At 35.9% G+C, this 8,421-nt stretch carries 8 protein-coding genes; 2 read left to right on the top strand and 6 right to left on the bottom strand.

Going from position 1 to position 8,421, the window contains the following annotated elements; translation table 11 throughout:
* Nucleotides 1–616 precede the first annotated feature (616 nt).
* A complete protein-coding gene (locus AC1M9P_RS13680) occupies nucleotides 617–1,969 on the top strand; it encodes an MFS transporter (RefSeq protein ID WP_481587971.1) in 1,353 nt (450 codons plus the stop codon).
* A gap of 26 nt (nucleotides 1,970–1,995) precedes the next feature.
* Here the strand turns inward: AC1M9P_RS13680 and AC1M9P_RS13675 are convergent, their stop codons facing one another.
* Nucleotides 1,996–2,484, bottom strand: a complete 489-nt coding sequence (locus AC1M9P_RS13675; protein ID WP_481587977.1) for a lytic transglycosylase domain-containing protein — start codon at nucleotides 2,482–2,484, stop codon at nucleotides 1,996–1,998.
* A gap of 266 nt (nucleotides 2,485–2,750) precedes the next feature.
* On the opposite strand from AC1M9P_RS13675, the gene ybaK reads away from it, so the two are divergent.
* Nucleotides 2,751–3,221: a Cys-tRNA(Pro) deacylase gene (gene ybaK, locus AC1M9P_RS13670; RefSeq protein ID WP_180028959.1), complete on the top strand. Its 471-nt coding sequence runs from the start codon at nucleotides 2,751–2,753 to the stop codon at nucleotides 3,219–3,221.
* 10 nt (nucleotides 3,222–3,231) lie between these two features.
* Here ybaK and ppk1 read toward each other — a convergent pair whose 3' ends face one another.
* From ppk1 to AC1M9P_RS13645, 5 genes are all read right to left on the bottom strand, one after another.
* A complete protein-coding gene (ppk1, locus tag AC1M9P_RS13665; protein WP_481587970.1) occupies nucleotides 3,232–5,298 on the bottom strand; it encodes a polyphosphate kinase 1 in 2,067 nt (688 codons plus the stop codon).
* A 176-nt stretch (nucleotides 5,299–5,474) separates the two neighbouring features.
* Nucleotides 5,475–6,539 (bottom strand): porin, encoded by a 1,065-nt coding sequence (locus AC1M9P_RS13660; protein ID WP_035266542.1) that lies wholly within the window; start codon nucleotides 6,537–6,539, stop codon nucleotides 5,475–5,477.
* Nucleotides 6,540–6,757: 218 nt separating this feature from the next.
* Nucleotides 6,758–7,171 (bottom strand): HIT family protein, encoded by a 414-nt coding sequence (locus AC1M9P_RS13655; RefSeq protein ID WP_481587969.1) that lies wholly within the window; start codon nucleotides 7,169–7,171, stop codon nucleotides 6,758–6,760.
* 29 nt (nucleotides 7,172–7,200) lie between these two features.
* Nucleotides 7,201–7,467, bottom strand: a complete 267-nt coding sequence (locus AC1M9P_RS13650; protein WP_481587968.1) for a YARHG domain-containing protein — start codon at nucleotides 7,465–7,467, stop codon at nucleotides 7,201–7,203.
* 83 nt (nucleotides 7,468–7,550) lie between these two features.
* Nucleotides 7,551–8,420: an NAD(P)-dependent oxidoreductase gene (locus AC1M9P_RS13645; protein ID WP_481587967.1), complete on the bottom strand. Its 870-nt coding sequence runs from the start codon at nucleotides 8,418–8,420 to the stop codon at nucleotides 7,551–7,553.
* Between the last annotated feature and the right edge of the window lies 1 nt (nucleotide 8,421).

Below are 8,421 nucleotides of genomic sequence, written 5' to 3'. Positions count from 1 at the left end.
AGTGAAACCTCTTAGCGCTGATGGTAGTGTGGGGTTACCCATGTGAGAGTAAGTCATCGCCAGCTCATTATTCTAAACACCCCCTTCAATACAAGGGGGTGTTTTTTTATATCAAAAAATTGAATTTGAAAATAATTAAATCCTTTTAACTAAATAAGAAGCTCCATTCAGTTAATTTATGCCAAACAATAAATGGCTTACTGATAAGGCTAATATCATATAAAACAACCCAATAAATTAGTTGAAAAGCTAAATAATAAACAATAGTGAATGGTTCAAAAAATGAATGATTTACAATGAAATTTTTATTTACAAAGAGCATCAAAGTTAATTATTAAATAAAATGCCAATCCAAATTTGTATATTGAGTATTCAAAATTATGGTTTCAGTCGAAAGGTTATATAAGAATTCATTCTTAGTAACTAAAAAAAATATAAAACTCTTAAAACTTGAATTTTCATGATTTTTTATGCCAATTGAATTATTAATCAATCTATTAAATGAATAGTCCACTAGAAAGTTGTATAGACAAAAATCCTAATTTATTGCATTTATATAAAATATGAATCTAGGTTCATTATTTTAAAAATACTCACAATTGGAGGTGAGATAAAAATGACAGCGCAGACAATGAATGTGAATGCTGTAATTGATAATGCAAAATTTAAACCCTTTCATTTATCAATCGTATTATGGTGTTTATTTATCGTAATTTTTGATGGTTATGATTTAGCAATTAATGGCGTAACGTTGCCACTTCTTATGCAAGAGTGGGGTATGACTTCTGTCCAAGCTGGGTTATTAGCGAGCACAGCGCTAGCGGGAATGATGTTTGGTGCGATGCTTTTTGGTATGTTGGCAGATAAAATTGGTCGAAAAAAAGTTATTTTAATTTGTGTAACCTTGTTCAGTGGTTTTACTTTTTTAGGAGGATTCGCAAGTAATCCAACAGAATTTGGAATTTTAAGATTTATTGCTGGACTTGGTATAGGCGGTGTTTTGCCAAATTTAGTAACTTTAACTTCTGAATATGCACCACAAAAATTGAGAAGTACCTTAGTTACGATTATGTTTAGTGGCTATGCAGTTGGCGGAATTATGGCGGCTTTATTGGGTGTAAGATTTACACCTGAATTTGGTTGGCAGATTATGTTCTTTATTGCAGGAATTCCATTATTAGTATTACCGTTTATATGGAAGTATATGCCTGAATCACTAACATTTTTAGTGAAACAAAAAAATTATGAACCTGCCTCAGAAATTATTAATAAGATCAATGCAGATTTAAATGTTAATTCGTCAACTCATTTGGTTCTAAACGAAATTAAACTACCTGATGCATCGGTTAAATCTCTTTTTACTGATAATAGAGCGACAACGACGTTGTTATTTTGGTGCTGCTTTTTTATGTGTCTTTTAATGACATACGCATTAGGAAGTTGGTTACCAAAGTTAATGATGGCTGCAGGTTATTCTTTAGGAAGTAGTTTAACGTTTTTACTTTCATTAAATATTGGCGCTGTCATCGGTACTATTGGTGGTGGAATTCTAGCAGACAAATTTCATCTCAAACCTGTAGTGATTACGATGTTTGTAATTGGAGCTTTTGCTTTATTTGGATTAAGTTTCAATTCGCCGCCAATGGTTATTTATCTACTTGTGGCATTGGCTGGTGCAGCATCAATTGGTACAAGTATTTTAATATATAGCTATGTAGCGCAATCTTATCCAATTGCTGTACGTTCAACTGGGATTGGTTGGGCTTCAGCAGTAGGGCGTATAGGTGCAATTGTCGGCCCCATTGTCATTGGTATTCTTTTAGGAATGGAATTGCCGCACAAATGGAATTTCATTGCCGTTGCTATACCAGCAGTAATTGGTGCAATAGCCGTATTATGTATTAAAAGGACAAAAGTGATTGAAACAGTTCCTGAAAAAATAAAAATCGCATCTTCAATTACACAATAGAATAAAAGCCTCATAAGAGGCTTTTTTTATAAATGTGATTTTAAAATTTTTTTATGCTCTTTAACCTGTTTGGCATAACGTTTACCTTGTTTTTTCATTTTTCGATTTGTGTTGTATCCAGTAGGTCCAACGTTGTAATAGGCCAGTGCTTTTTTCCAGCTACCAGCAGATTGATTATATTTTGATAGGATAAAAGTCCCACAATGTATATTAATATTTTCTTGAAAAAGGTCACCTGGACAAGATTGTTGCCAATATCTAGGGATAATTTGGGTAAGACCTACAGCACCTGCTGGTGATACTGCATAATTTCGATAACTCGATTCTTGTCGAATAAGAGCGGCCATTAACAGGGGGTCGACATCAAATTGTTGCGCACTTTGCACAATTAGTGGTGAAACCCTATTTGCGGTGTCTGGGTGTACAGAGTATGCCTTTTGAATACCTGTTGAAAGTTTTGCGGCGCGTTTTTGTACTGAACCACCACCTAAAGATGAGCAACCGACAAACACGATACACGATGATAGAACTAAACTATATTTAAGGAAAGTAAAGGATGGGGGAGGTGATTGTAAACGTTGTAAAAAAAGCAAAATAGTAACCGTACAAATTCAATTTGCAAAAATCATAAGTAAGCTGGTGATTGGGGTCAAGCCCTAGATAAATTGGAGTGTTGTAGTTTTGCAATATATTGATGAGTAAGATAAATAGATCAGAAAAACTTTAAAATTGATTCAATATTTTCTTATAATAATGCCATTATTAAATGCCTGAAATCATCATGACGCCAGCTTGTAAATTTCTAAAAAACAAAAAGATAGATTATTCTGTTCATGAATATGAGCATGATCCTAATGCTGAAAGTTTTGGTTTAGAAGCAGCTCAAAAATTGGGTTTATCTGTACATGAAGTTTTTAAGACACTTCTAGTGACAGATGATGTCAATTATTTTGTGACAATTTTACCAGTGGACCATCAACTTAATTTAAAAAAGGCGGCGAATGCTTTCAGTTGTAAAAAACTTAAAATGGCTGATCCGAAAGTGGCTGAGCGACTGACCGGTTACTTAGTGGGTGGGATTAGTCCAATTGCTCAAAAAAAGCGACTTAATACAGTCATTCACCAATCGGCAAGTTCTCTTAAAAAGGTGTACGTGAGTGGTGGAAAACGAGGGCTAGATATTGGATTAGATCCTCAATCATTGGCCCAAGTATTAGATGCTCAATTTAAGGACATTGTGGATCACACTTAATGTTTGATCACTACATTTGACGTAGATTGGTTAGATATTCTTGAGCGATAAAAATTTCTTGATCATCAGTTGGGCATACTTTGTTCCATTGATGTTCTTGATCTAATTCCCAAGCACGTTGATTATCGTTCAGATAATTCAGTAGACCATCTTTAATAATCGTTTTCTTTAGTTTTTTATCTTCAATCGGAAAACAAGTTTCTACTCTTGAAAATAAATTACGTCCCATCCAGTCTGCACTTGAACAATATAATTTCTCATTGCCTTGATCTAGAAAATAGTAGACCCGTGTGTGTTCTAAAAAACGTCCTACAATGGATCTGACGCGGATATTTTCTGATAACTGTGGTACTTGAGGTCTTAATGAACAGATGGAACGAATGATCAGATCGATTTGAACACCTGCATTTGACGCTTGATAAAGTGCCGCGATTAATTTAGGTTCAGTTAAAGCGTTAACTTTGATAATAATATGCGCTTTATGACCAGTCTTAGCATGGTGGATTTCATTGGCAATGAGTTTTAAAAGCTGTTCATGCAAGGTAAAAGGTGCATGGAACAGCTTTTTAGGCTTTGCCATTTTTCCCATACCTGTCAATTCTTGAAAGATTTTATGGACATCTTCACAAATGTCATCATCAGTGGTCAGAAGACCGTAATCGGTATACATTTTTGCATTACCAGCATGATAATTGCCAGTTCCCAAATGAACATACCGTTTCAGATGATCTGCTTCTCTACGAACAACCAGAATCATTTTAGCGTGAGTTTTATAGCCCACGATACCATACACAACAACAGCTCCAGCTTCTTGTAGGAGGTTGGCGACCATGATATTGGATTCTTCATCGAATCTAGCACGTAATTCAATAATCGCAGTAACTTCTTTACCATTTCGTGCTGCTTCTGCTAAGACCTGAACGATCTCTGAATCTGGTCCGCTGCGATAAAGAGTTTGCTTAATTGCCAAGACATTAGGGTCTTTTGCAGCCTCTTTTAACAGGTTGATGACGGGTGAAAATGAGTCAAAAGGATGATGTAAAAGGACATCACGTTGTTTTAATACATCAAATATACTTTTTGATTGTCTTAGTATCTTCGGTATCACGGGTTGATAGGGTTTAAACTTTAAATCTGGACAATCAAAATCTGAAAATAATCGAGCTAAATTTACAGGGCCTTGAACACGATAGAGTTGTGAAGGTTCTAAATCAAATTGTTCAAGTAGATATTGGTTAATCGTTTCTGGGCAATTGTGATCAATTTCAAGTCGAACTTCACGTCCAAATCTTCGCGAAGAAAGTTCATCTTTAAGAGCAACTGCCAGATCGTCTACATCGTCAGCTAAATTTAAGTCAGCATTGCGTGTAACACGGAATTGGTAGCATCCTGTCGCCTTCATTCCTGGAAATAAGTCATTGATATGTTGTTGCAGAATAGCCGACAACAGGATGTAATGTTGCTTATCTTTGCATAAGTCATCAGGAATTTTGACCGCCCTTGGTAAAGTTCTCGGTGCAGGTACGATCGCGAGCTCAATCTGACGACCAAAAGCATCTTTACCTTCAAGCGTGATAATAAAATTAAGGCTCTTATTGACTAAACGGGGAAAAGGATGGGCAGGGTCTAAACTGATGGGCGTGATTACTGGTTGAATAAATTTACTGAAGTAGTTTTGAATCCATTCAGTATATTTATCTAAAATTCCATGATATTGAATAAATTCGATACCATAAGATTTAAGTTGAGGAATGAGCTCGTTATTAAGTATCTGATATTGTTCTTGAACCGCATGATGCGTTGTTTTAGATATTTGTTCTAAAATAATTTCATTGGGAATAGCATCAGGCGCAGTTGTTATTTGATTTAATTCGATCTGTTTTAAAAGTCCAGCAACGCGTATTTCAAAAAACTCATCTAAATTCCGAGAAAAGATGATTAAAAAATTTAGTCGCTCTAATAAGGGGTGGTGAGGGTCTTTAGCTTGAGCTAAAACTCGTTTATGGAATTCTAATAATGAAAGTTCGCGATTAATGTAAGTGTCTGAATTGTGTTGAAAGTTTTCAAAAGAGTGCATAGTACCAATTATTGCTTTAAAAGCCGTCAGGAAAGACCTTGCAGCGATGGTACGTTTGATGTGTGACAGTAATATTACATTGGTTGGTATATATACGATAAATATAAGTTATTGGATTTATTTTATTTCAATAAAAAAGCACACTTTTGAAGTGTGCTTTTTTTGTCCTTTCTAATTTAGAAGTCGTAGCGGAAACCAAGTGAGAGACCTGTAGAATTTTCACCGTTGGCGCCTGCAACATTATTCGTTCTTGCTTGAGACCATGGATTTAAATTAACATTTTCATCATTAAGTACAGTTGCTAAATTGGCATAAACACGCACAGCTTTGTCTAAACGATGCTCAACACCTAATGCTAATAGAGTTGAGTCTCTTTCATCAGCATCTACACTACGTTGAAAAACTTGACCACGAACTGTAGTTTTTGGTGTTAATTTATAGTCTGCAGCTACACCATACACATCTGAATCACGATTGTCCTGACCGTCAACTTTAGCCATTTGATAGAATGCGCCAAGATTTAAGCTGTCAGTAAGTTTGTAGGCGCCAGCGATACGTAATGCATCACGATCAGAACTAGCACGAGCATTCGTTGCATTCTCTTCATACATCGCATATGCAATAGCAAAATCGATAGGGCCTTCTTTGTAGGTCAAAGCAAGATCGTACGCTTTGTTGTCTTTTTCAGCTTGACCATTCTCTTGTTTATCGATGGTAGTTCCAGAGTGTAGTGATAATGCAGCAGCAACATTAAAACCATTTCCGAATTTTGGAGATTTATATTCAATGGTATTTTCATTACGTTCATCGAAACGTTGATCACTTACACGAGTCACGTTACGTAAATCACCAACTTGATCACCGAAATAATTTACTGGAGAACGAGCTGCTTTAAAGGGTGTGTCGAAACGACCAACTTTTACTTGACCAAAGTTACCTTTCAAACCAACGAAAGTATCACGAGTTGAAAATTCAGTACCACCATCAGTGTTACCACTTGTAAAGTTAATTTGTTGTTCGATTTGGCCAAAAACAGTCATGCCATTTTCTAATTTTTGTTCAGCTTTAAAGCCTAAACGAGATGAGTTAGATGATAGACCTACTTCATTATAATCTTTACCATCATCAAGGTAATCTAATGAAACATGTGCGCGACCATAAATTTTAACGTCAGCTGCCATTGCGATTGCTGGTGTAATAAGTGTTGCCCCAACTGCTAATGCGCAAAGTGTTTTTTTCATTTCTAGCTCCAGTAAAGACTGATTTTTTGTCCTAATAATCATGATCAGTAGTTTTTTTGTAACTACTGTTCTCTATTGGTGCTAAGTATTCATTACAAATAAGTCAGTAATATTAAGAATTTATTTCATTATCATTAAAATGGGTAGAAACAATTTATAGTAATCTAAAGGCATAAAAACAAAAAAGGAGCCAAAGCTCCTTTCTTTATGAGGATCTGTTATAAAGCAGCTTTAATCTTCTCAGCCAAAGCCTTGATACGTTCTTGATCACCCATTTGTGCTGCGTGTTTACCCAGTTCATGAATTGAACTTGGAATAAGATGAAAGTGTACGTGAGGCACGGTTTGCCCAGCTGCAGCACCAGATAACTGCATCAACACTATACCTTTTGCATCTAGTGCTTTTTCAATCGCTTTTGCAATTTTTTGAACGATTTGAATCGTGTATGCTGCAGTGTTTGGGTCCAAGTCGAGTAAAGTTACGGCAGGTGATTTAGGGATGACTAAAGTATGACCATCTGCCTGAGGCATAATGTCCATAAATGCAAGAACTTGCTCATCCTCATACACTTTAATTGCAGGAAGTTCACCTCGTAGAATTCTTGCAAAAATATTTTGATCATCATAAGCCATAGCTATTCCCAGAATGTAATTAGATTGAATTATTTACAGTTTAATTCTTTCTGACGTTGCTTAATAGATTCAAGTTTTTGTTGCTCTTTTTCTGAGAACTTAGGTTTAGTTGTATTGCAATTTTCATTGCCAAACTTTGCCTTAGTATCTGGATCTTTAAAACAGAAGCCTTTTGATGCATAGATGATGTTGTAATCATCTTTAAGTTTTTCACACTCTTTTGTAGTGTCGGCAAAAGCATTAACCCCAGCTGAAACAGATACAGCAGTAATTAAACCTAATAAAAACTTATTCATGAGTATCCTCATTTAGAAATGGACATTTGATATTGTCACATTTCAATTATATGGGCTTTATATTTGAATTCAATGGCGAAAATTTATTCTAAGGTAATTTTGCTCCATGATTCGTACATTTTAACTGCTGTCGAAAAATCACTATTAGGTTCAGCTATTGCATTAGCAGCACCAATTAGACTTTGAGTAAGCGTAATGACAGGTGCGGATAATTTTGCTTGATGAATGAGGTCTACTGCGATACCAGTGTCTTTGCTCAGTAACGGTAAGGCAAAAGTATTTGGAAAACTTCGATTTAATACCCGTTGAGGCAATACATTTTCAGTCACACCACTTTTACCACTTGAAGCATTGATGCACTCTAAAGCTTCATTTAAATCCACACCATGTGCTTTAAGTGCAGTAAAACCTTCAGCAGCGGCACATAAGTGAACAGCTAAGAGCATGTTGTTCACTGCTTTCACAGCAAAACCAGATCCTGAGTCTCCTACATGCTTAATCAGTTTACCCATGGCTTGCATTGCTGGTAATGCAGCTTCAAAAGCAGCTTTTTCACCACCTACCATGAAGGTTAAAGTCGCATTTTCAGCACCTATAGTTTGTCCGCTAACCGGTGCATCTAGAAAAAATACACCTTTTGATTTTAAAAAAGCATGTTGTGCTTTAGCTGCATCAGGCACGCCACTGGTACAGTCTACCCAAATTGATCCAGATTTAATGTCGACTTGATGAATGATCTCATTGACTTGCTGACTCGTTGGTAAGCAACTAAAAATGATATCAGCTTGGGCAGCTTCTTGAAGTGATACAGCTTGTGTTTGATATTCAGTTGCATGTTGTTTGGCTTTCTCGAAATTTCGATTCCATACCAAAACTGATTCATAGTGTTTGGGTAAATGGGCTGCCATACGGTAACCCATTGCTCCTAATCCAATAAATGCAACTGTCGTCATT

The organism is Acinetobacter sp. 25-47-122 (genome assembly GCF_056779695.1).
The sequence above is the reverse complement of the archived record's forward strand: the minus strand, read 5'-3'. Positions and strand labels throughout refer to the sequence as shown.